A 23,609-nucleotide genomic window follows, 5' to 3' on the forward strand; every position below is an offset into this window, starting at 1 on the left:
CAAGATGATTTAATAGATGCATTGACAGTAGGTGTGCTAGCATCTAAAGTAGATTCTCCAGTAGTTATAGTAGGCAATGATTTAAATGATAAGCAAGCAAGTTCATTATCTAAAAAACAGCCTAAGGAGATAACTCAGGTTGGTGGAAATGGAAATGAAAATGCATTCAATAAATTAGTGAATATGTTTAAGAAATAATCTGGAGGTACTATTATAATTGTGGGTATTATTTCTATGATTAGTTTCCATCATTGAAAGACATTGGGATAATAGTATATAGAGAGTACATTGAAGTGATATTCAATGTACTCTTTTATTTTGTTGATAAAAAATAATAAAATAAATCAAAAAAATACAAAAAATAACAATATTTATTGTGTATAATAACAGTATGTATGCAATAAGTTAATTATATTTAATTTATTATAAATAGAGGGAGAGTAATATGAAAAAATACAATAAAAATAGGGGGATTATATTATCGGTAGCAGTAATAGCAGCTAATCTACAAATCACAACGCTGTCACACGCATTAGAACCTAATATAAACCAAACTACACTAGAAAAAAACATAGAAGAACACGTTCCACAGACTTCTGATGATACAAAATCAGAAGTAGTAGCAGTAACAAATAGAATAGAACTAATATCAGCATTAGAAAATGAAAATGTAAAAATAATAGATATAAAAAATGACATAGACTTACCTGAATGGACTATTATGTATATAAAAGGAAATGGAAAAGAAATAAGAGGAAATGGGAACGAAATAAGAACAGTTAAAGATCGCGAAAATAATTTTATAGAATCATCACGTATGTATGTAGAGACAGATACGAAAATAGATAATTTAAAATTGAATAAAATACAGATAAGAGTAGAACATTATGAAATAAGTTTAGATATAGTAAATAATAGTGAAATAAATAATGGACATGTTCTTTTTTGGGGGGATATAACATTAGAAAATGTAAAGGTAAATAGTGGATCAATATATGGTTATGGAAATATAATTGTGAATTCAAATAAAATGAAAAATAGCTCAATAACATATATTGGAGAAAAAGGAAAAACACTAAAGATAATCAATACTGAAATGAATGGTAAATGGTATAGTATTGCACCAATACATTCAGAATCCGGAAATATTGAATTAGAGAATGTAAAAATAATAAACCCGGGAAATCACGCAATATATACAATGGGAAGTAAAGACTTAGGGACCAGTATAAGAATAAAAGGAACATTAGAGATAGATGATGCAAAAAAAGACGCAATAGTTTTGACTAGAGATTATGATTGGAACACAGAAAATCCACCAGAATTAAATAAAAATCCATTAGAACTGTATATAGACGGAGATATAAAGCAAAAAGGAGATACATACACAATAAAGGCAGAAGAAGGACCATATACTAAGATATATTATGATGAGAGTAAAATAAAAAAAGTAATTGATAAATGGTCACATGTGTATTATAGCACGAAAAATAGAGAAGGAAATGAACCACAATCTACTGTACATACAAATAAATTAGTGGGAGAGGATAGATATCAAACAGCTATAAAAATAAGCAATGAAAAATCTGGAGAGGCAACGCATGAAGGATGGATGGGAGCACGAAATGTAATAATAGTAAACTCAAATTCAATAGTAGATGCACTTAGTGCAACACCATTTGCAAATCTTAATAGTGCACCAATACTTCTAACAGAAAAAAACAAATTAAATAGTGAAACTAAAAAAGAAATATCAAGACTTGGAGCTGAAAATGTCTATGTAATAGGTGGGGAGAGTGTTGTATCAAATTCAGTTATAAATGAGTTAAAAGCTATGGATATTACTGTAGAGAGAATAAGCGGAAAAGATAGATATGAGACATCTTTAGAAATAGCTAAAATACTAAGTGATTATATAAGACCTATATCAAACATAGCAGTTGTAAATGGAGTAACAGGACTTCCTGATGCAGTAAGTATTGCACCAATTGCAGCTAATAAAAATATGCCAATAATATTGGCATCACCAAGTGAAGGAACTAAGTTATTTGATCAATACATAAAAGAGAATAATATAAAAAAATCTTACGTTATAGGAAATAAAGCAGCTATATCAAATGAAATAGCTAATAAACTCCCAAATCCAGAAAGATTAGGTGGAATAGATAGAAATGAGACTAATGCAGTTATATTAGAAAAGTTCTATACAGATGATAAATTAGAGAATATATTCATTGTTAAAGATGGAATGAAGAAGCAAGATGATTTAATAGATGCACTGGCAGTAGGTACGTTAACATTTAGAGGGAATTCTCCTGTAGTTATAGTAGGAAATGATTTAAATAATCAGCAAGAAAATTTTTTATCTAAAAAACAGCCTAAGGAGATAACTCAAGTTGGTGGAAATGGAAATGAAAATGTATTTAATAAGTTAGTAAATATGTTTAAGAATTAATTTGGATATACTATTATAATCGTGGGTATTATTCCTATGATTCGTCTCCACCATTGAAATCCACGAATACTCATATCCATTGGATATGAGTATTTTTAATGTGTTTAAAATTTATTAAAAATTAAAGTACAATACATAAAATTAGAAACATTAAATCGAATTATATTTTACATTTTGGAAATAATAAAATAGATATTTATTAAGGAGGAAAATAAAATGCAAAGAGGGAATTTAAAATGTAATGCAACTGATTGTGCGCATAACCTAGATTATGACTGTAAAGCAGGTGCCATACATGTAAGTGGACTTGGTGCAGTATCGATTGAAGGGACTAGTTGTACAAGTTTTGTAGATAGAGATAGTAGCAGTCTTGTAAATAGTCTAGCGGGAAGTCCTGAAGAGAAAGAATCATTCTTTAATAGTTCTAATAGCAGTTTTGTAAATAGTGTAGGTGATTCAACTACAAAACCATGCGATATAAAATGTGAGGCTCATAATTGTATATATAATGAAAATAAAGAATGTCATGCAGAAAATGTTGAAATAGATGCAGACAATGCATATTGCGAGTCTTTTAATTATGAAGAACATGTTTAATACTATAACAAAATACGCTTCTTAAAAATATTGATGGAAGCGTATTTGAATACTTGTATTTAATTTATTTAAATAAGTTTATCTTGAACAAAGGTACGTCCGTTGTCATATTTGTAGCTGCGTATAGATAAAGTTATAATTTTATCATCTGTTGTTACTTTTATATCTGATTTAATTAGAAAAAAGAATTAATGATTTAGAAAATAAATAGTTCTAAATTTTGATATATCATAAGCTAATATACATAAAATTCGAAAATAACTATATATAAGTATTAATATTACTTATATATAGTTATTTTTTATAATATATTTATCATAATATTATATAACATAGTATCAAATTATATAATATTTTAATAGCCCAACAAGCAAAATCACAATTATGATATTAAGTAGGTAGCTATAATAATTAGCTGAATATTTAAGTATGATAATAAATGAGAAGTTATACTAAAAAGAATATTAGTGAAGAAATGTTAAATAATATTAGAAATAAAATTGCAAAAGTTAATAAGGAAATATAAAATAGATTAAATACTGTTATGAATAGTATAGTAAATAATTTGCTAAAAGAGACGTTAGATGAATTGGAGCAAGATAAATTAAACCATAAGTGAGTTATCAATAGAAAGAACAGATGTAGAAGAAGTAATTGTAATAGAAGAATAGACAATTACATTAGGTCTTAGAAGATTTATCGGATCAAGTGTGTGTAGCAAATTATATTCTTTAATAAATATATAATTTAAGCATTAGTTAATCGTGGTTATGATTGTAGTGAATCGTCTCCACCATTGAAATCCACGAAAACTCATATCTAATAGCAGATATGAGTTTTTTACTTGTCAAAAAAAATATATTGACAAAAACAAAATAGTAGGATTATAATAAAATAACAATTTAAAGAATGGAGGAAATATTATGAAAATTACAAATTCGAAAACAACAATAACATCACAATTTAATAGAGTACTCTTGTTAGTAGCCGACTTAATTTAGCAATTGTGTTTATTGATATATAAATTTATATTTATTACTGTCATAGATGCAATTGCTACATTAGATAATTGTATCTATGACGGCTAATTTTTATTTTACATAAAGTAAGCCTCATAGAATTATTATGAGGCTATTATTATATTATTTTTGATAAAATAAGCCTCATAGATTAATATGGGGCTTTAATTATATCCTAGGTGTAAAGCTCTATATATAACTATGGGGCTTTTATTTTATATTATAGCAAAACTTTAGCAATGGACCTATATAGGCTGTTGACCAAATAGTTATGCTAAATGAATAAATTTAACTTAGGAGGAAATAAAATGCAAGAAGATAGAGAACAATGGGGAACTAAAATTGGATTTATACTTGCTGCAATTGGATCAGCAGTAGGTTTAGGTAATATATGGAGATTTCCTTATGTAGTATATTCAAATGGAGGAGGCGCATTCTTAATACCGTATTTATGTGCCATATTTACAGCAGGAATACCACTTTTAATATTAGAATACGGAATGGGACATAAGTTTAAAGGTTCAACACCACTTTCTTTAGCAAGAGCAAACAAAAAATTTGAATGGATAGGATGGTGGCCGATAATTAGTTCGTCGGTTATATTATGCTATTACTCAATGATACTAAGTTGGGCAATTAAATACATGACTATGAGCTTTACTAAAGCTTGGGGTCAAGATTCTAATTCATTTTTTTATAATGATTTCTTAAACTTATCAGATTCACCGCTTAATTTTGAAGGAATAGTTTGGCCGATATTAATAGGTATTGCGATAATATGGATTATAAATTGGTTTATATGTTACAAAGGAATAAAATCAGGGATAGAAAAAACTAGCAAGATATTATTGCCATCTCTATTAGCAATAATGATAATAATTGTTATAAGAGGTGTTACTTTAGAAGGTGCAAGTGTTGGGTTAAATACATTATTTACACCAGATTGGGATAAGGTAAAAAATCCTCAAGTTTGGATAGTTGCATATGGACAAGTATTTTTCTCATTAAGTATAGGTACTGGTATAATGATGACATATTCAAGTTACTTACCTAATAAGACTGATATAAATAACAGTGCATTTATGACTGCATTTGCTAACTGTGGATTTGAGTTTTTATCGGCTATAGGAGTATTTGCAATACTTGGAGTAATGGCTACAAGCCAAGGTTTACCTATGGAAGAAGTTGTTACAGGTGGAATAGGGCTAGCATTTATAGCTTTTCCTAAGGTATTTACAATGATGGGGATATGGGGAAATATATTAGGAGTTTTATTTTTTTCTTGTCTAGTGTTTGCAGGTATAACATCATCAGTTTCCTTAGTAGAAGCAATATCATCAGCTATAATGGATAAGTTTGGTGGGGAGCGTAAAAAAGTTGTTACATGTATGTGTTTAATAGGATTTACTGCAAGTATAGTATTTGCAAGTAATGCAGGTTTATATTTACTAGATATTATGGATAACTTTATAAATAATTATGGAATAGTTGTAGTTGGATTATTAGAAGCTTTTGTTATCGGATGGATAATTAAGCCTAAGGTTATAAGAGAACATACAAATAAGATATCTTATTTTAAAATCGGTAAGTGGTGGGATATAATTATAAAATATGTAACACCTACTTTATTAACAATAACCTTAGTTCAAAGTCTTATAAATGAGTTTAAAAGTCCTTATGAAGGTTATGATTTAATATCTTTATTATTATATGGCTGGGCTGTTATAGCCCTTGGAATTATAGGTGGATTATTAATTAGTAAAAAACCTTGGAAGAATAGTAAGTTAGAGAATATAAGTAGTAAGGAGATAGTGTAAATGACAAGTGTATCAATAGGATTTTTTATATTAGGAGCAACAATTCTTTGGGGTGGATTTATGGTAACTTTAGCTATAACTATTAAGAATGAGAGAAAAACAAATTAAGTAATATACTAAGATATAGTAGTATTTTTTTATTTTATTTATATACAAAAATATAGAATTTCATGAGTATATAGATTTTAAATATTTGTATAATTATGAAGTATATAATAAATAAAAATTAAATAGAAGGAAAATCAAGCTTTGCAGATTCCTGCAAAGCTTGATTTTTTATTATTCAGCAAATTCTTTTACTTCTTCATAGCATTTTAAATCTGTATAAAGCTCACCTTTATATGGATTGATTTTTGTTTTTCTTACTTTGTAGATCATATAAACAAATAATGCTACATTAGCAAGAAGTGCAATTAAACTTACAATAAATAATGCAGTTGGATTTTGTGTTGATTTAACAGCAAATTGTGATTCATCAATAAATGCAGGGTATGTCATTGCAAACATACACCAAAGAGCAAGTGTTTGTGCACGATGTTGTAACCAAGCACCTTTCTTAAGTGTAAAAGCAGTTACAGTTGGTGCGATTAGTAATGCAATACCACAGTACCAAGCATGGTCACCTAAACAGTTATAAGTATATGCAAAGTTCCAAAGATCATAAGCGATAATCCAGAACCAGCACATATCTGGCCATAACATATCCTTGCTCTTATCTTTACTAATACAGATTCCTACCCAACCTGTGATTGTAATTATATTTAAGATACCTGCAATACCATTTAAGTAGTTCCAAGAACCACTATACAACATTATTCCTTCAAATACTTCTTTTGTAAGGCCTAGTGAGCCAATTTGGAAATCACGAGAAACAGCCTCGAGAATATTAATTGCAAGAATTAATGGAGGAAAATATAAAACCCATTTATGACTAGTAGCATCTTTTAAGTGACGCATTAGCCAAAAACCAATACATCCTGCTAAAGCAGAATAAACTTTTGCGTAGTGGAACCAGTCATTTACACTAGTACCCTTAGTGGTATTAGGCCATACAAATAATGTGAGAATGATTGGTAATATTATAAATAGTGCAACCCCACCCCATTTATAACGGCGTCCAATTTCGTTTAATATAATTAATAAAATGAAAATTAAAAATAACATAAGCCAATTAGTAATTGGTTGTGATTCAAATAAAAACATAGTGTTACCCCCCTAATTAAATATATAAAGTATTGAATCAGGATTATTGTAGCATTATTAGTTAGAAAACGAAACATATTGTTAAAAATTTGATATTTATTGAAAAGTGTGAATTTTTAGTGTTTATCATGTTCAGATAAATATTTGAATATTCAAGGATAGGGGGATAAATAGTAAGAGAATTTATGTATCTTTTAATTTGATGTATTAATATAGATTTGGTGGTATGCGCCATACTATAATTAATAATACTTTGATAAAAATTAAAAAAGTCGCCTCATTAGCGACTCTTTCCATCTAGTTTTGAGTTTTGAAATTAGAAAGAACTAAGTTTAATTCAAATTCCATTCTAGATTTAAGATTATAACTTCCCTCATGAAGACACCAGTCAAATATGGTACCTCTAGATATTCTCATAATTATCATAGTCAAATCTAATGAAGAAATAGAGCCATTCAATTCACCATTTTTTAGTGAATCTTCCACAATAGATTTAACTTCTAGTGCTATATAACGGTCAGGTTTAGTAGAGTACTTTCCTTCTATTGAAAGTAAGTTTTTATATATTTCACTTACAAATACCCAGCCAAGCTCTTCCATCATATTAGCACCTTCACCTAATAAAAATAATAATTTATCAAGGTTTGAACAAAAATTTCTTGTTTCAAGTCTATCCATTACCAGAATATCAACTTGCTCATAAGCTGTATTAATTATTTCTGCTTTTGATTTGAAATGATGATAAAAAGCTCCTATTGAAATTTCTGCAACTTGACAGATATCTTGAATTTTCACACTATCAAAGCCATTTAATTTAAAAAGTTCAGTGGCTACTTGTGTAATTCTAAGTTTGGTTGCAATAGCTTGTTTTTGTCTACTAGTTAATTTTTTCATGACAAATACCTTTCTATAGCACTGCAATGTTAATACAGTAAATTATATAATTATTTAGTATAGCATAAAAAGGCAAATATATAATGAAAAGTTGTGAAAGAAAATAAATGAAAACTGTAAGTATATATTTACAAAATATGCTAAAACTGCTATATTTTAATTACAGAATAAGATTCGGTGAAATTAATTCTGTATAAAAATGTTATAAAATTAACAAATAGATGATGTAAAATTAAGCAAAATCGAATGGTCCATTAGAAATATTAAGGGGGGAATTTTATGGAAAAATATAAAGTGATTGAGATAAAGGAAAGCGTTTTTGAAAACAATGATAAACAAGCAGATTTGCTTAGAGCAGATTTAAAGAAAGATAATACTTTTTTATTAAATTTAATGTCTTCTCCAGGTTCGGGTAAGACTACAACAGTTTTAAGAACTATTGAAGCATTAAAAGATGAAATAAAAATAGGAGTTATGGAAGCTGATATAGATTCAGATGTTGATGCCAATACCGTTTCAAAAACAGGAGCAAAAGTAATACAGCTACATACAGGTGGAATGTGTCATTTAGATGCAGATATGACCAAGCAAGGTTTAGTAGAACTTGGAACAGAGGATGTAGACTTTGTAATATTAGAAAATGTGGGGAATTTAGTATGTCCAGCAGAATTTGATACTGGTTCTTCAAAAAACGCTATGATACTTAGTATACCGGAGGGGCATGATAAGCCTCTCAAATATCCACTAATGTTTTCCATAGTGGATGTGGTTTTAATAAATAAAATTGATGCTATGGAGTATTTTGATTTTGATTTAGGTTTAGTTAAAGAATATATTAAAAAACTAAATCCAAATATAAAAGTTATAGAAATATCAGCCAAAACTGGCGAAGGTATGGATGAATGGGCAAATTGGATAAGAAAAGAAATAAATGTATGGAATCAGTAATATAATATAAAATTTTTTGGGGGGAGATTACGATGGGAGTTAAAGAAAAGGTTCTTCAATTTGCAAATCAAGTTAGCGGAAAAAAACCAGGATCTAGAGGGTACTTTGATGAAAATGATGCACGTTATAGAGTTTTAGAGCCAGTTGTAACAGATGAAATGGCAGAAGTTTTACTTTGTATGAAGATTAGACAAAAAACAACAGCTGAGAAAGTGGCACCTTTATGTGGAAAAAGTGTTGATAGGTGCACAGAGTTATTATTAGAACTATCAGAAATAGGGGTAGTTTTTGTTAATGAAATAGATGGTATAGATACTTTCTGGTATGAAACTTGGGTACCAGGAATTATGGAAATGATGGTTAATAATAAGGAGCAGGCTAAAAAATATCCCCAAATTCCTAAGGCATTTCATGATTATGGTGTGGAAAATGGACCAAAATCTACAGGAAGTTTTCCTCCAGGTGTAGGACTTATGCGTGTTATTCCAATAGAAACTGCCATAGATGGTGAAACAAGAAGAGCCTCATATGAGGAAATATCAAAATATCTAAATGATAGTGATAAATTCTCTGTATCAGATTGTTCATGTCGTACAGCAAGAGAAAGTATGGGAGAAGGATGTGGTCATTTAAAAGAGGATATGTGTATTCAATTAGGCCATGCAGCTGAGTACTACATAAGAACAGGAAGAGGTAGAGAAATAACTAGAGAAGAGGCTTTTGAAATAATAAAAAGAGCTGAAGAAAATGGGTTAATGCACCAAATACCAAACTTAGATGGTTCAGGAAAAACTCATGCCATATGCAATTGCTGTGGATGTTCTTGTTTAGCGCTAAAGGGTGGAAATATGTTTGCAAATACAGACATGGTACGTTCTAATTATGTATCTAAAGTAGATAAAGATAAGTGTGTTGCTTGTGGTGAATGTGTAGTAAATTGCCCAACTAATGCTTTGAAACTAGGACAAAAACTATGTTCCAATAAACCTATTGTAGATAAAATAGAAAGAAAAGAGACACCAAGAAATACTAATTGGGGACCAGATAAATGGAATGAAGATTATAGAACTAATAGAGAAGACGTGGTAGAAAGTGGAACAAGTCCATGTAAGACTGCATGCCCTGCTCATATAGCTGTTCAAGGATATATTAAACTTGCATCACAAGGGAGATACAAAGAAGCTTTACAACTTATAAAACAAGAAAATCCATTCCCAGCTATATGTGGTCGTATTTGTCCTAGAAAGTGTGAATCAGCATGTACAAGAGGAGATATAGATTCACCAATTGCCATAGATGAAATCAAAAAGTTTATAGCTGAACAAGATTTAAAAGAAGAGCATCGATTCATTCCTAAAAAGAGACATAATTATGGTAAGAAGATTGCCATAATAGGTGGTGGACCTGCTGGACTTTCATGTGCTTATTATTTATCAATAGATGGATACAAGGTAACAGTGTTTGAAAAACAAAAAGCTCTTGGTGGTATGCTAACTTTAGGAATTCCTTCTTTCAGATTGGAAAAAGAAGTAGTTAATGCTGAAATAGAAATACTAAGACAAATGGGAGTTGAGTTTAAAACAGGTATAGATGTAGGTAATGATATTACTTTAGATGAATTAAGAAAAGAGGGGTATAAAGCTTTCTATTTGGCAATCGGTGCACAGGCTGGTAGAAGATTGAATATAGAAGGTGAAAATGCAAAAGGTGTTATCTCAGGAATAGAATTTGTACGTGATGTCAATTTAGGAAAAGATATAAAACTAAGTGGAAAAGTAGTAGTTATTGGTGGAGGTAATGTTGCTATAGATGTGGCAAGAAATGCAACGAGAGTAGGTGCAGATAGTGTAGATATGTTCTGTTTGGAAAATCGTGAACAAATGCCTGCTTTAGAAGAAGAAATAAAAGAAGCTTTAGAAGAAGAAATAGTAATAAACAACTCTTGGGGACCTAAGAGAATAATTGTAGAAAATGAAAAAGTAATAGGCGTAGAATTTAAAAAATGTATTTCTGTATTTGATGAAAATGGAAAATTCTCTCCAACGTTTGATGAAAATGATGTAAAAGTGGTAGATGCTGATTACGTTTTAATTTCAGTTGGTCAAAGTATTGACTGGGGTAATTTACTTAAAGGAAGTAAGGTAGAGTTAAATCCTAACAATACAATAAAAGCTGATGGATTTACTTATCAAACAAATGAGTCAGATATATTTACTGGAGGAGATTCATATACTGGTCCTAGATTTGCCATAGATGCCATAGCAGCAGGTAAACAAGGAGCTATATCAATTCATCGTTTTGTTCAACCAGGACAAAGTTTAGTAAATGGACGTGACAGAAGAGATTATCATGAATTTGATAAGGAAAGCTTGCAATTAGAAGGATATGACAATATGCCAAGACAAAAACCAAATCATAAATCTGATGTAGAGACAAAAGAATCTTTCAAAGATATGCGTCTTACTTTTACAGAAAAACAAATGAAAAAAGAGACAGAAAGATGTTTAGGTTGTGGAGCTACTATTGTAGATGAATATATGTGCGTAGGTTGTGGTCAATGTACCACAAAATGTAAGTTTGATGCCATATCATTAGTAAGAAAATATGATGCAGAAGGTTTAGCTTATGAAGATATGAAACCAGCAGTAGTTAAAACAATTATAAGACGAAAAGGTAGAATAATAACAAAGAAAGTTAAGGATGTATTTGTAAAATAAAAATATAATAGATACGAGGTGCATTATGGGAATTTTATATGAAAAAATGACCTTTGAAGGATGGGGAATTTTCCTATTTGTATTACTTGCATTGATGGCATTCAATGAATTTGGAAGATCAACAAAATGGGCAGGTATATTATTATTTTTAATAGTACCTACATTTTTAACTATTTATGTCTGGCCAACTACAGCAGCACCAGGCAATGAATATGGAACGGGAACTTGGTTTAACTGGGTGAAAACTTATTCAGCACTGGCTGGGTGTATTTGGTTTATGGCTCTTAGATATATTCCATCATTACAAAAGAAAAAATGGGCATTAATTCTTCCAGCAGTGATTTTAGCATTAAATATATTTGAAGCATCTATTAGGGACTTCCAAATTTTTACTTATGGGTTAACTGATGGTGGAGTTGTAGATAATCTTTGGACAATATCTGGACCTTGGAATATTATGAATGGTATAGCAGGAATATTAAATATAATTACAATTTGTGGTTGTTATGGAATATTTATATCGAAAGATAAGACAAAGGATATGATATGGCCAGATATGATATGGACATGGATTATAGCTTATGATGTATGGAACTTTGCTTATACTTATAACTGTATATCAGATCATTCAATTTATTGTGGTGCAGCTTTATTACTTTCATGTACTATACCAACTTTCTTTATAAAAAGAGGAGCATGGTTACAACATCGTGCTCAAACATTGGCTCTTTGGATTATGTTTGTTATGACTGTGCCTCAATTTGCTGATAGAATAGCGCCAGTTGCCACAACGCATAACAAGACAGCGTTCTTTGTAGTAAGTTTAATATCTTTAATTGCAAATGCAGCTTTAGCGATTTATCAATTTAGTAAAATAAGAAAAAATAAACTTAATCTAATAAAAGATGAAATTTACACAGATACTAATGCTTATAGAAATGTGCTTGCTGAAAATAAGTAGATGTAAAACAGGAGTAGGTGAAAATAGTGCACGAGCTAGGGGTAGTTATAGAAGTTGTAAAAACAGTGGAAAAAGTAGCGTTAGAAAATAATTTAACAAAAATAGATAGCGTGGTATTACAGATAGGAGAGTTATCTTCTATGATACCTAAATATATAAAAAGCTGTTTTCCAGTAGCAGTAGATAATACAAGTTTGCAAGACACGAAGCTGAAAATAGAAGTTATACCTGCAAATGGTATGTGTAAAAGTTGCAATAAAGTATTTAATGTAAAAGAAAATAATGGGCAATGTATTCATTGTAGCAGTAAAAGGTGGGATTTACTCAGTGGAAAAGAGTTTATAATTAAGGAAATAGTAGCCTATTAAATAAAATGTAGTTATTAAGTATAAAAACTTAGTAACTACATTTTTTAATAGGAAGATATAAAGTCAATATTGAAATCCACGAAAAGGATATTGATTAATCAATATCCTTTTTTGTATTTTTTTAGTAATAGATTGATTAAATAACAATAGCGAGAATAATAAAAATATATACAATATACGGTAATATTATGATAAAATATGTAATAAAAAGGGGCTAAAATAAATCATTTATAAGTTGGTAAGAAGGGAATAAAAATGTTATCTATATATAATAAAATTAGTGACTATATAATAGTATTAAATTGTACGGGGGAAATAATTTTTTGTAATGAAAGCTTTTTAAAGCGATTAAACTATAATCACGAGGAAATATTAAATTTAAATATAGTTAAAATAATAAGCGAAAATAATAATATTAATAATATAGTAAAAGAATCTGGGGAAAAAAACGAAACTTTAGAGTTTTATTCAAAGTCAAATGAACTAGTCAAAATCAATTCAAATATAATCATAGAAGATTTTAATAATGATAAAAGTATTTTTATTATAGGTAAAGAAGTACAGTCAAAACAATATACGATGGAAATGTTAGAGGATCTTTTAGATAATATTGATACTTGTGCATTTGTTGTAGATGATTCTGGAAAGTATTTATATGCAAATAAGGTTCTTACTAATTTACTAGGCAAAAAAAGAGAAGATATTATTGGAAGTTATAATAGTGATAATTGGCATTATGATATTTATAAGGAATTTGAAAAAAATGATAGAGAAGTATTTAAGAATAAAAGCCCAAAGATATTTAATGAAAAATTATTATATGATGATATTATTCATTGGTATAAAAGCTACAAAGCTCCAATATTTGATGAAAATGAAAGGCCTAAATATATTGTAGCAACATCTAAAAATATTGATCTATCAAAAGCCATATCAGAAGAGTTATATAAAAACTATAATAAAGTAACAATTGAAAATGACTTTAATGAAAATAGTAAAAAGAATGTGGATTTAAATAAAATATTAAAAAATATTGGAGAACATATACTTGATTATACAAAAGCAGATGGTCTTTCTATATTACTTTATGATAGTGATAAAGAAGGATTAGTACCTGTTATAAAATTAAAAAATGCTAATATAAATTTTAAAAATATAGAATTTATTTCATTTAAAAAAAATGATTTATATTCACATATATATAGAAGATATTTTAATTGTATGTTTAAAAAAGCTAAAATGCCTAATTTAGCAAGAACAAATAATAACCGTATGGATAGATTAGATTATGCTGGTAATTATGTAATGGAGTTAAATAATGAGCTTATTGGATTTATAGGTTTAAGCTATAGCAATGGCAATGCTCCTAAATTTAATAGCGATGAGTATATGAAATATGTATGTAATAAAATAGCCATGATGATTAAAAATATCAGACTTTCAAATGAGGTATCTATTGAAAATAAAAAACGTAAATATACAGAAAAAGAGCTAGAACGGTATTTAAATGTTTCAGTTGATTTAATAGCTGTAGTAGGAAAGGATGGATATTTTAAAAAACTAAGTTGTAATTGGTGTAATGTTTTAGGATGGACAGAAGAAGAATTATTATCAATGCTAGTTGTAGATATTATTCATCCTAAAGACTTAGAAATCTTTAGGAGCAGAAAGCAATCAGAGTATATAGAAGGTAAAACTGCTAGAGATATTATTCGATATAGGCATAAGAATGGAAACTATATTTTTCTTGAATGGAGTGGTGAGTATATAGTTGATGAAGAAGTATATGTAGCAACAGCAAGAGATATTACAAGAAAGTTAGAAATAGAAAAAGAAAAAAGAACATTAGAAGAAGCAGTCCAGCTAGAGGTTGTAAAAAATGAATTCTTTTCAAATATATCTCATGAATTTAGAACTCCAATAAATATTATATTAGGTACTATGCAAGTGATTAACAAAAATATAGAAAAAAATAATATACAAATAAATAGCTTAAAGAAACATACTAACTACATAAAACAAAACTCATACAGATTATTAAGGTTAGTAAATAATCTAATAGATATAAGTAAAATGGATATAGGAATGTATGAGCTTAGATGTTCTAATCAAAATATTATAAATATTATTGAAGATATAACTCTATCTGTAGCAGATTATACAAAAAATAATAAAATAAATCTTATATTTGATACAAATAAAGAAGAAGTTATTACATACTGTGATCCAGATAAAATAGAAAGAATAATGTTAAATATTTTATCTAATGCGATAAAATATACACAAGAGAATGGTTTTATAAAAGTTAAAATTAACTCTACACAAGATGAAATAATAGTTTCTGTAAAAGACAGCGGAGTAGGGATATCAAAGGATAAATTAGATATTATATTTGATAGATTTGGACAAGTAGATAGTTCGTTTAATAGAAAATGTGAAGGTAGTGGCATTGGACTATCACTAGTGAAAAACTTAGTAGAAATGCATGGAGGGGAAATACATGCAAATAGTGAAGTTAATGAAGGCTCAGAATTTATATTTAGTATTCCGATTAAGCTAAAAGAAGAAGATAATGATAATGAATATGATGTTGATAGAAAATGTAAACATGTAGAACGATGTGATATAGAGTTTTCAGATATATATAGTATGTAAAAATTAAGAAATTATATAGTAAAGGTAAAATTGTGGGTATGATTGTTGTGAATCGTCTTCCCATTGGAATCCACGAAAAAGTATTGATGCTTTTATCAATACTTTTTTTAGTTATCAGATACTGAATTGATAATATTATTAGGATAGTATTATACTATTGAGATAAAAATAAATCATAAATGGGGAAATAAATACATGTTTATGATAATGATAATAGATGATAATGAACATTTCAAAGCCTTGAAATTTAGTCAGATTGTACTGATATATATCCATCTAGGTGCAAAAAATAACCATTGAGACAACAAGTATTGCTCATTTTTATCATTAATGTTATCTTATTTGTAAAATCTAGACAAATTTTTATGACCATTTTAAACTATCTTATTTATTTAAATACTAAAGGGATACGAAATATATTTTTATATAGGAGGAAGTTATGAAAATAGGATATTATGCTGTTTTTAATTATGAGGAATATGATAAACATGAGAAAGAATATGGAATAGCCATAGAATTTCCTGATATACCAGAGTGTATAAGTTGTGCCAGGTCAGAAAAAGAAGGCCTTTTTATGGCAAAAGAGGTATTAGAGCTTGTAACCGTTAATATGAAAGTTTATGAACTACCAAAGATGAGTGAGCTTTCTGATATAAGTTTGAAAGAACAGGAGAAAGCTTTTTATATATCATATAATACGGAAGATATAGACTTATCAGAATTTACATTCTACGATGATTAAAAATTAAAAAACAACATCGAAGAATAAATATTTATATGCTGGGGTTAAAATATGATTATAGATTTTATAAGGAGAATACTTGACAGTGTCAATTATTATAGATATAATTGACACTATCAAATATTAAAGGAGTGACTTTCATGAACAAATTAGAAATATTTATAAATGAATTATGTGGGGTTTTTAATAATGAAGATCAAATAAAACAAGAGTTAGAATCAGGACATCAAGTTCACCCTAAAGCAAAGCATATAAATGGTATTTGTAATAGTAAAATAACTAACTTGCCTGATAATTTTGATGGATATTTTGTTATAGAAGAAAGTTATTATGAACAAGGAAAATTTAAAAACATTCTTCCTCATCTATTCTTATTTACACTTAATGAGAATAATGATATCGTGTTAACTTCTTATGAAATTCCAAATAATATTTCAAAAGAAGACTTTAGAAATGATAATGAAAATTTAATTATGGACTATAAAGAACTTAAAACTTCTTCTAAGTTTACACCTATGGTATATAAAGAAAATAATGGTGTATATGAAGGTGAAAGTATAAGTCATTTTACTGCTGAAACAGAATTTACTTTAAAAGAAAAGATAGAAAGTGGTAAAATGTATGTGAGTGAAGTATTTAGAAAAAATGGTAAAATAACATTTGGATTTGTTGATCCTATAATTTATCAAAAAATAGATTAAGTTAGAAAAGAGGAATTTGATTGTCATATAAAATACTAGGTAAATATTTATCAGATTTAAACAGAGACTTTATAAAACATCTTGATTTAAAGTTACAAGAATATAAATTAACTCTTAACATGTGGCGTTGTATGATAGTAATAGAAAAAATAAAAGTTGCAATTTAAAGGATATAGCTGAAGCATTAAATGTAGATAATGCAATCATTACTCGAAATATAAAAAAGCTTGAAAGCTTGAATTATATTATAAAAGTAAAAGGAAATAATGATAATAGATTTTTTGATTTATGTATTACAGAGGAAGGTCTATCTATTCTTAAATCACTTAACAAATATCAGGATAGATGGTATGAAAAAATAACTAAAAATTTTAGTAGTGAAGAGTCTGAATATTTAATTAGTTTACTCCAAAAGCTTTGTAATAATATCTAAGTAAATAATATTTTATTAAATATTATTTACTTACTTTGTTTTTTTATGTGTAACTGTAAAGTAATAAAATAAATAAAAATAATCTCATTTCAGACTCTTCTTCATCTTCAAAATTATTTTAATCCTAGATCTGAAAGCATCTGAGATATTCCATATATCTCATCATATTTAGAATAGTAGTCCTTAAATACATCTTCCACAGATGAATCTTGATATACTTCAAATTCGATACCTTTAAATTCAGCTCTAATACACTTTAGAGTAGTATCATTTAAATAGTTTTTTAATCTTAATATATAGTCTTTTATATCATCCTGGGGTAAAACTTTTAATTCATCAATATTTTGAGCAACTATATATGCAGATTGGTTTATTTCTTCTAAAGAAATACTTTCATTTAATTGAGCCTTTAAATGCTTTAGCTCTTCTTCAGTAAATTCTAAATCATCTATGTTTTTGCCTTCTAAAATCTCCTGTATTTTATCTAAAATCATAGAATCATTCCATGCATACTTACTAGAATTATCTTTATTGTTAAATTCATCGTTCATTTTACAAATCTCCTAAGTTTAATTTAATGATATTATATCAAAATTATAGCATTTTATCATCATTATAAATATATAATAAGCTTGTTATGACTTAGGTTATGTGTTAACATTAGAAATAATTAATATCAAGCTCTTATACTTCTGAGTATATGAGCTTTTAAACTATGGAGGAAGAATGAATAATAAGCCAAAGATAGAGATCGGATTAAAATACAATAAAGCAAAAAAAATGGACAAAAACTTTATGTATCAAGACTTAAGAAGAAGTAACTGCTATAACACTGATTTTTCAAATTCAAACTTTAATTTTACAAGTTTAAGAGGAGCGCACTTTAAGTCTTGTAACTTTTACGGGTGTACATTCAAATCAGCAGAAATAATAGGGGCGAACCTGAAAAGAAGTAAATTTAAAAATGCAAAACTTGAAAATACTATATTTGAAGGAGTTAATTTAGAAGAAGTAGATTTTTCTGGTGCTAAGTTTAAAAACGTAATATTTTTAAATACAGATATAACTAAAGCTAAGAACCTTGATATAAATTCACCTCAGATAAAAGTATTTAAGGAAATGCCTGTTATAGATATGAGTGAAAGACTAGAAAATGCAATAAAATTTGCAATGGAAAATAAGTACGTTAAAAAATCAAGAACTTTAGATACTAAAGATGGTGGCATTAACTTTGTAAGTATAATGATACTTTTAGAAAACTTTAAAGAAAAGCAATTAATAGATGGATTGATGTTAATTGGAGAAAGAATAGATAAGGAATTTTGTACATTAAGTTATATAATAAAAAATTTAGAAGTTTATAAATCTGAAGGTCTATTATAATTTATATTAAAATATAATCATTGATATTATTACTGTGGTTTGTCTTAACCATTGGAATCTACGAAAAACTCATATCGAAAGGATATGAGTTTTTTTTTAGTTGAAAATTGCAAAATAAAAATGAGAAAACGTTGACATGAAAAAATAAATTTGATACTATATAAGAAAGAACAGGATAAAAAACTGAATGTAAACGGATAGTGATTGTTTAAGTACAAGCTAAACCTATTTATTACCCAGGGCTCATGGGAGTCTGTTTAATGTGTAATGAATAGGTTTTTTTTAATGCAACAAATCATATTGTGATAGAATAAATACGGATTATAGTTAATATTAAGAAATGAGGAATAATGATGGTTATTGAAAAAATACTTAATAACAATGTAGTTATTACAACTGACGAAAATAATAAAGAAATAGTAGTTATGGGAAGAGGTATAGCTTTTAAAAAGCGTACAGGAGATCATATTCCGAAGGATATGATAGATAAGGTATTTAAACTATCTGACCCAAATATGTCAGACAAGTTTAAAGAATTAATAGCTGAAATTCCTTTAGAGTATATGAAGTTATCAGATGGAATAATTCTACATGCAAAGAAAGAACTAGGAAAAAGATTAAATGATAGTATTTATATTTCTTTAACTGATCACATGCACACAGCAATAGAAAGATCTCGTGAAGGAGTAAATGTAAAAAATGCCCTACTTTGGGATATAAAAAGATTTTATAAAAAAGAATTTGAAATAGGATTATTAGCTTTAGATTATATAGAAGAAAAATTTGAAGTAAGACTACCAGAAGATGAAGCTGGATTTATAGCACTACATATTGTAAATGCACAAATGGATCAGGATATAAAAATTATTTATGAAATAACACAAATAATGCAAGATATCACAAATGTTGTTAAGTACCATTATGGAGTAACATTTGATGAGGAATCAGTATATTACTATAGATTTATTACACATCTAAAGTATTTTGCCCAAAGATTTCTTAGCAATAAATTACATGAGGAAAATGAAGATGATTTATTAGATGTAATAAAAGTCAAATATAAAAATGCATATAATTGCATAGAAAAAGTAGCTGAATTTATAAATAAAAAGTACAACTATAAGTTAACAGATGAAGAAAAATTATATTTAACTATTCACGTTGAAAGAGTAGTAAGCAAAAGTATTAAGTAAGATATAAATCCTAAAATTAGGTTTATATATATTGGATGGTGACATTTAGTTGGCCAAACCTTCATATTTCAAAAAGAAAATGGAGGATAAAAACATGAGAAAGTATGAACAATTAGCAAAAGACATTATAGCTAATGTGGGAGGAAAGGAAAACATCAATAGTTTAGCGCATTGTGTAACTAGACTACGTTTTAAACTAAAAGATGAATCAAAAGCAAATGATGATGTATTAAAAAATATGGATGGTGTTGTAACTGTAATGAAAAGTGGTGGACAATACCAAGTAGTAATAGGAAATCATGTACCAGATGTTTATGCAGTTGTATGTGATTTAGCTGGACTTGGAGGAGATTCACAAGAAGAATCTGATTCACCAAAAGGATTACTTAATAAGTTTATAGACTTAATATCAGGAGTTTTCCAACCAGTTTTAGGTGTAATGTGTGCAGCAGGTATGATAAAAGGATTTAATGCACTTTTTATAGCATTTGGATTATACTCAATGACTGACGGCACATACATGATGTTAAACTCAATTGGAGATTCAATATTTAAGTTTATGCCTGTAATATTAGGTTATACAGCAGCTAAGAAGTTTGGAGCTAAGCCGTTTTTAGGACTAATTATAGGGGCAGCTTTATGCTATCCAGATATTCAATTAAGTACATTATCAAATGCAGGAGATCCTTTATACACTTTATTTAGTGGTACGATTTTTGAATCACCAGTATATATGACATTCTTAGGATTACCAGTAATAGCAATGGATTATACTTCAACAGTAGTTCCAGTAATATTAATTGCATTTGTAGCTTCTAAGTTTGAAAAATTCTTTGCAAAAGTTGTACCAGATGTAGTAAAAAATTTCTTTGTACCAATGTTAGTTTTACTAGTGTCTTTACCACTTGGATTTATAGTTATAGGTCCAATAGCAACATTTGCATCTAACTTTGTTGGAAATGCATTTTTAGGATTATTTAAATTTTCACCAATAGTATGTGGTATATTACTAGGTTTATTATGGCAATGTCTAGTTATATTTGGTCTACATTGGGGATTAATACCAATAGCTATGGTAAATATGATGACAACGGGTTCTGATCCAATACTTGCAGGTATGTTTGGAGCATCTTTTGCTCAAACAGCAGTAGTAGGGGCGATGTATTTTAAATTAAAAGATAAGAAAGCTAAAGCGTTGTGTATTCCAGCATTTGTATCAGGTATGTGTGGGATTACAGAACCAGCAATATATGGAATAACTTTACCTAGAAAAAAACCATTTATACTTAGTTGTATAGGTGGAGCAGCAGGTGGAGCTGTAATGGGTCTTATGGAAGTTCAAAGTTACACTATGGGTGGATTTGGAATATTTGGTGTTGCTAACTATATAAATACAGCAACAGGAGACTCTAGTGGAGCTATTGTCTCACTTGTATGTATAGCAGTATCAATGGTAGTAGGATTTTTATTAACATTATTATTCTGGAAAGATGATACTGTAGCAGAAGATGTTAAAGCAAATAATACACAAAATAATGATAAAAAAACTCAAAGAGAAGTGATATACAGCCCAATAAAAGGTGATGTAAAGCCTTTAGAACAAATAGAAGATGCAGCATTTTCATCAGGAGTATTAGGTAAAGGAGTTGCAATAGTACCTAAGGAAGGAAAAGTAGTTGCACCATTTGATGGAACAGTAATGACTTTATTCCCTACAAAACACGCTATTGGAATAGTATCTGAAAATGGATGTGAATTATTAGTTCACATAGGATTAAATACAGTTCAATTAGATGGAAAATATTTTGAGACTTTTGTAAGCCAAGGTGACAAAATCAAAAAAGGTCAAACTCTAATTACCTTTGATATAGAAAATATATTAAAAGAAGGATATTCTTTAGACACTCCAGTAGTTGTTACAAACTATTTAGACTATGTAGATGTAGTAGAAAAAATGAGCAAATCTATAAATAATAATCAAGAATTAATAACAGTTTTAGCTTAAATAAAAATTCATATTTGAAGATAAAAGTATGTAATTACTTTTATCTTCAATAATTTAATATACAAGATATTATTGGAGGTAAAGTTATGGGACTTAGAAAAGATTTTTTATGGGGTGGAGCAACTGCTGCAAACCAATGTGAAGGTGGATACAAAGAAGGTGGTAGAGGTTTAGCAAATGTTGATGTAGCGCCACATGGAAAAGATAGATTTCCAGTTTTAGCTGGTAAAATGAAGATGTTTGAATGTGATGATGAGCATTATTATCCAGCACATGAAGCTATAGATATGTATCATAATTATAAAGAAGATATAAAATTATTCGCTGAAATGGGATTTAAATGCTATCGTTTATCAATAGCTTGGACTAGAATATTCCCAACAGGAGAGGAAACTACTCCAAACGAAGAAGGATTAAAATTTTATGAAGATTTATTTAACGAATGCTTAAAGTATGGTATAGAGCCATTAGTTACAATATGTCACTTTGATGTTCCTATGCATTTAGTTGAAAAATATGGAGCATGGAGAGATCGTAAGTTAGTAGATTTATATGTAAAATATTGTGAAGCAATATTTAATAGATACAAAGATAAGGTAAAATACTGGTTAACATTTAATGAAATAAATATGATACTTCATTTACCATTCATAGGTGCGGGGCTATACATTGAAGAAGGTGAAAATGAAGAACAAATAAAATACCAAGCAGCACATCATCAATTAGTTGCAAGTGCATTAGTTACGGAATTAGCTCGTGAAATAAATCCTGATTTTAAAATAGGATGTATGTTAGCTGCTGGAAATACATATGCAAATACTTGTCATCCAGAAGATGTATTTAAGTCAATGGAAAAGGATAGAGAAAATTACTTCTTTATAGATATACAATCTCGTGGAGAATATCCAGCATATGCAATAAAAGAATTAGAACGTAAAGGAATAAATATAGTAATGGAAGAAGATGATAAAAAGATACTTAAAGAAAATACAGTAGATTTTATATCATTCTCATACTATTCATCAAGATTAACAAGTGCAGACCCTGAGGTTAATGCTCAAACAGAAGGAAATGTTTTTGCAACTCTTAGAAATCCACACTTAAAGGCAAGCGAATGGGGATGGCAAATAGATCCATTAGGTCTTAGAATAACAATGAACTCTTTATATGACCGTTATCAAAAACCATTATTTATAGTTGAAAATGGATTGGGAGCAGTAGATACTCCGGATGAAAATGGTAATGTATATGATGACTACAGAATAGATTACTTACGTGAACATATAAAAACTATGATAGATGCTGTTGAATTAGATGGAGTAGACTTATTAGGATATACTTCTTGGGGATGTATAGATTTAGTAAGTGCAAGTACTGGAGAAATGAAAAAGAGATATGGATTTATATATGTAGATAAAGACAATGACGGAAGTGGAACTTTAAAGCGTAGTAAAAGAAAGTTTTGATTGGTATAAAAAAGTAATTTCATCAAATGGTAAAGATTTAGCTTAGGGGGAT

The 23,609-nt window shown here is 28.4% G+C and carries 20 protein-coding genes and 1 pseudogene; 18 read left to right on the plus strand and 3 right to left on the minus strand.

Annotated features, from left to right (window positions below; all coding sequences use genetic code 11):
* The 5 genes from BN899_RS19195 to BN899_RS18930 form a co-directional block, all read left to right on the plus strand.
* On the plus strand, nucleotides 1-198 hold a 198-nt coding region (locus tag BN899_RS19195), incomplete at its 5' end, for a cell wall-binding repeat-containing protein (protein WP_042273326.1).
* Nucleotides 199-445: 247 nt separating this feature from the next.
* On the plus strand, nucleotides 446-2,455 hold the full coding sequence (locus tag BN899_RS04530; RefSeq protein ID WP_052356601.1) for a cell wall-binding repeat-containing protein: 2,010 nt from the start codon (nucleotides 446-448) through the stop codon (nucleotides 2,453-2,455).
* 216 nt (nucleotides 2,456-2,671) lie between these two features.
* Nucleotides 2,672-3,052, plus strand: coding sequence for a DUF1540 domain-containing protein (locus tag BN899_RS04535; RefSeq protein WP_052356603.1), 381 nt, complete (start codon nucleotides 2,672-2,674; stop codon nucleotides 3,050-3,052).
* A gap of 1,327 nt (nucleotides 3,053-4,379) precedes the next feature.
* A complete protein-coding gene (locus tag BN899_RS04540; RefSeq protein ID WP_042273327.1) occupies nucleotides 4,380-5,888 on the plus strand; it encodes a sodium-dependent transporter in 1,509 nt (502 codons plus the stop codon).
* Nucleotides 5,889-5,996 carry a MetS family NSS transporter small subunit gene (locus BN899_RS18930; RefSeq protein WP_147568495.1) on the plus strand — a complete coding sequence of 36 codons (108 nt, stop codon included), beginning with the start codon at nucleotides 5,889-5,891 and terminating at the stop codon, nucleotides 5,994-5,996. It abuts the gene before it with no gap.
* Between the two features lie 171 nt (nucleotides 5,997-6,167).
* Here the strand turns inward: BN899_RS18930 and BN899_RS04545 are convergent, their stop codons facing one another.
* Nucleotides 6,168-7,091, minus strand: coding sequence for a DUF5692 family protein (locus tag BN899_RS04545; protein WP_042273328.1), 924 nt, complete (start codon nucleotides 7,089-7,091; stop codon nucleotides 6,168-6,170).
* A 297-nt stretch (nucleotides 7,092-7,388) separates the two neighbouring features.
* Complete coding sequence (locus tag BN899_RS04550; RefSeq protein ID WP_147568496.1) at nucleotides 7,389-8,012, minus strand: TetR/AcrR family transcriptional regulator; 624 nt, start codon at nucleotides 8,010-8,012, stop codon at nucleotides 7,389-7,391.
* A 252-nt stretch (nucleotides 8,013-8,264) separates the two neighbouring features.
* On the opposite strand from BN899_RS04550, the gene hypB reads away from it, so the two are divergent.
* The 9 genes from hypB (at nucleotide 8,265) to BN899_RS20940 (ending at nucleotide 17,510) form a co-directional block, all read left to right on the plus strand.
* Nucleotides 8,265-8,933, plus strand: a complete 669-nt coding sequence (gene hypB, locus BN899_RS04555) for a hydrogenase nickel incorporation protein HypB (RefSeq protein ID WP_042273331.1) — start codon at nucleotides 8,265-8,267, stop codon at nucleotides 8,931-8,933.
* Between the two features lie 32 nt (nucleotides 8,934-8,965).
* A complete protein-coding gene (locus tag BN899_RS04560; protein ID WP_042273332.1) occupies nucleotides 8,966-11,650 on the plus strand; it encodes an FAD-dependent oxidoreductase in 2,685 nt (894 codons plus the stop codon).
* A 25-nt stretch (nucleotides 11,651-11,675) separates the two neighbouring features.
* A complete protein-coding gene (locus BN899_RS04565; RefSeq protein WP_042273333.1) occupies nucleotides 11,676-12,611 on the plus strand; it encodes a DUF5692 family protein in 936 nt (311 codons plus the stop codon).
* 17 nt (nucleotides 12,612-12,628) lie between these two features.
* Nucleotides 12,629-12,979 carry a hydrogenase maturation nickel metallochaperone HypA/HybF gene (locus BN899_RS04570; RefSeq protein ID WP_330362445.1) on the plus strand — a complete coding sequence of 117 codons (351 nt, stop codon included), beginning with the start codon at nucleotides 12,629-12,631 and terminating at the stop codon, nucleotides 12,977-12,979.
* A 255-nt stretch (nucleotides 12,980-13,234) separates the two neighbouring features.
* On the plus strand, nucleotides 13,235-15,634 hold the full coding sequence (locus BN899_RS04575) for an ATP-binding protein (RefSeq protein WP_052356605.1): 2,400 nt from the start codon (nucleotides 13,235-13,237) through the stop codon (nucleotides 15,632-15,634).
* A gap of 439 nt (nucleotides 15,635-16,073) precedes the next feature.
* Complete coding sequence (locus BN899_RS04580; RefSeq protein ID WP_052356607.1) at nucleotides 16,074-16,376, plus strand: type II toxin-antitoxin system HicB family antitoxin; 303 nt, start codon at nucleotides 16,074-16,076, stop codon at nucleotides 16,374-16,376.
* Between the two features lie 140 nt (nucleotides 16,377-16,516).
* The gene (locus tag BN899_RS04585; protein ID WP_042273335.1) at nucleotides 16,517-17,077 is read left to right on the plus strand and encodes a hypothetical protein; all 561 of its coding nucleotides are present in this window, start codon (nucleotides 16,517-16,519) and stop codon (nucleotides 17,075-17,077) included.
* A 20-nt stretch (nucleotides 17,078-17,097) separates the two neighbouring features.
* A complete protein-coding gene (locus BN899_RS18935; protein ID WP_154658880.1) occupies nucleotides 17,098-17,244 on the plus strand; it encodes a hypothetical protein in 147 nt (48 codons plus the stop codon).
* The gene (locus BN899_RS20940) at nucleotides 17,199-17,510 is read left to right on the plus strand and encodes a MarR family winged helix-turn-helix transcriptional regulator (protein ID WP_081712158.1); all 312 of its coding nucleotides are present in this window, start codon (nucleotides 17,199-17,201) and stop codon (nucleotides 17,508-17,510) included. Before BN899_RS18935 ends, BN899_RS20940 begins: the two co-directional genes overlap by 46 nt.
* 113 nt (nucleotides 17,511-17,623) lie before the next feature.
* Here the strand turns inward: BN899_RS20940 and BN899_RS04595 are convergent, their stop codons facing one another.
* Nucleotides 17,624-18,061 (minus strand): hypothetical protein, encoded by a 438-nt coding sequence (locus BN899_RS04595; RefSeq protein WP_042273338.1) that lies wholly within the window; start codon nucleotides 18,059-18,061, stop codon nucleotides 17,624-17,626.
* Between the two features lie 175 nt (nucleotides 18,062-18,236).
* On the opposite strand from BN899_RS04595, the gene BN899_RS04600 reads away from it, so the two are divergent.
* The 4 genes and pseudogenes from BN899_RS04600 (at nucleotide 18,237) to BN899_RS04615 (ending at nucleotide 23,603) form a co-directional block, all read left to right on the plus strand.
* Nucleotides 18,237-18,893, plus strand: a complete 657-nt coding sequence (locus BN899_RS04600) for a pentapeptide repeat-containing protein (protein WP_042273339.1) — start codon at nucleotides 18,237-18,239, stop codon at nucleotides 18,891-18,893.
* 350 nt (nucleotides 18,894-19,243) lie between these two features.
* Entirely contained in the window at nucleotides 19,244-20,086 is an 843-nt protein-coding gene (licT, locus tag BN899_RS04605; protein ID WP_330362446.1) for a BglG family transcription antiterminator LicT, read from the plus strand.
* A gap of 94 nt (nucleotides 20,087-20,180) precedes the next feature.
* The gene (locus BN899_RS04610; RefSeq protein WP_042273342.1) at nucleotides 20,181-22,091 is read left to right on the plus strand and encodes a beta-glucoside-specific PTS transporter subunit IIABC; all 1,911 of its coding nucleotides are present in this window, start codon (nucleotides 20,181-20,183) and stop codon (nucleotides 22,089-22,091) included.
* 86 nt (nucleotides 22,092-22,177) lie between these two features.
* Nucleotides 22,178-23,603: pseudogene (locus BN899_RS04615) on the plus strand (6-phospho-beta-glucosidase).
* The last annotated feature ends 6 nt before the right edge of the window (nucleotides 23,604-23,609 follow it).

Origin of the sequence: Faecalimicrobium dakarense (genome assembly GCF_000499525.1) — a bacterium.
GTDB lineage: Bacteria > Bacillota > Clostridia > Peptostreptococcales > Peptostreptococcaceae > Faecalimicrobium > Faecalimicrobium dakarense.

Coding starts and splice junctions, on each gene's coding strand:
- BN899_RS04530 (WP_052356601.1), top strand. CDS start 446: ATGAAAAAATACAATAAAAATAGGGGGATTATATTATCGGTAGCAGTA.
- BN899_RS04535 (WP_052356603.1), top strand. CDS start 2,672: ATGCAAAGAGGGAATTTAAAATGTAATGCAACTGATTGTGCGCATAAC.
- BN899_RS04540 (WP_042273327.1), top strand. CDS start 4,380: ATGCAAGAAGATAGAGAACAATGGGGAACTAAAATTGGATTTATACTT.
- BN899_RS18930 (WP_147568495.1), top strand. CDS start 5,889: ATGACAAGTGTATCAATAGGATTTTTTATATTAGGAGCAACAATTCTT.
- BN899_RS04545 (WP_042273328.1), bottom strand. CDS start 7,091: ATGTTTTTATTTGAATCACAACCAATTACTAATTGGCTTATGTTATTT.
- hypB (WP_042273331.1), top strand. CDS start 8,265: ATGGAAAAATATAAAGTGATTGAGATAAAGGAAAGCGTTTTTGAAAAC.
- BN899_RS04560 (WP_042273332.1), top strand. CDS start 8,966: ATGGGAGTTAAAGAAAAGGTTCTTCAATTTGCAAATCAAGTTAGCGGA.
- BN899_RS04565 (WP_042273333.1), top strand. CDS start 11,676: ATGGGAATTTTATATGAAAAAATGACCTTTGAAGGATGGGGAATTTTC.
- BN899_RS04575 (WP_052356605.1), top strand. CDS start 13,235: ATGTTATCTATATATAATAAAATTAGTGACTATATAATAGTATTAAAT.
- BN899_RS04580 (WP_052356607.1), top strand. CDS start 16,074: ATGAAAATAGGATATTATGCTGTTTTTAATTATGAGGAATATGATAAA.
- BN899_RS04585 (WP_042273335.1), top strand. CDS start 16,517: ATGAACAAATTAGAAATATTTATAAATGAATTATGTGGGGTTTTTAAT.
- BN899_RS04595 (WP_042273338.1), bottom strand. CDS start 18,061: ATGAACGATGAATTTAACAATAAAGATAATTCTAGTAAGTATGCATGG.
- BN899_RS04600 (WP_042273339.1), top strand. CDS start 18,237: ATGAATAATAAGCCAAAGATAGAGATCGGATTAAAATACAATAAAGCA.
- licT (WP_330362446.1), top strand. CDS start 19,244: ATGATGGTTATTGAAAAAATACTTAATAACAATGTAGTTATTACAACT.
- BN899_RS04610 (WP_042273342.1), top strand. CDS start 20,181: ATGAGAAAGTATGAACAATTAGCAAAAGACATTATAGCTAATGTGGGA.